Source organism: Thalassotalea ganghwensis, assembly GCF_053485795.1.
On sequence record NZ_JBQRUM010000102.1, the window covers coordinates 1 to 231 of the forward strand.

The 231-nt window shown below is 41.6% G+C and carries 1 pseudogene; it reads left to right on the top strand.

What is annotated here, in order from left to right:
• A pseudogene (locus tag ACSLUH_RS19635) lies at positions 1-231 on the top strand (IS4 family transposase); the annotation flags it as partial.

The window sequence follows — 231 nt, forward strand, 5'->3', positions numbered from 1 at the left end:
CTATGAGAAAAGGAACTCAGTATGAAGTCGTTCGCTCTTTGGGTCGTCAAGACAAACTCATCAAACTAAAAACAACAGCACAAGCGAGAAAGAAGTTTGCTGACTTACCCGATGGTATTGAAGTGAGGTTGGTCACAAAAACGATTAAGGGAAAAGAGGTGAGCATCCTCACTTCACTGACCGACCCAATGCGTTTTCCTAAAGCTGAAATAGTAGACTTATACAGTGATA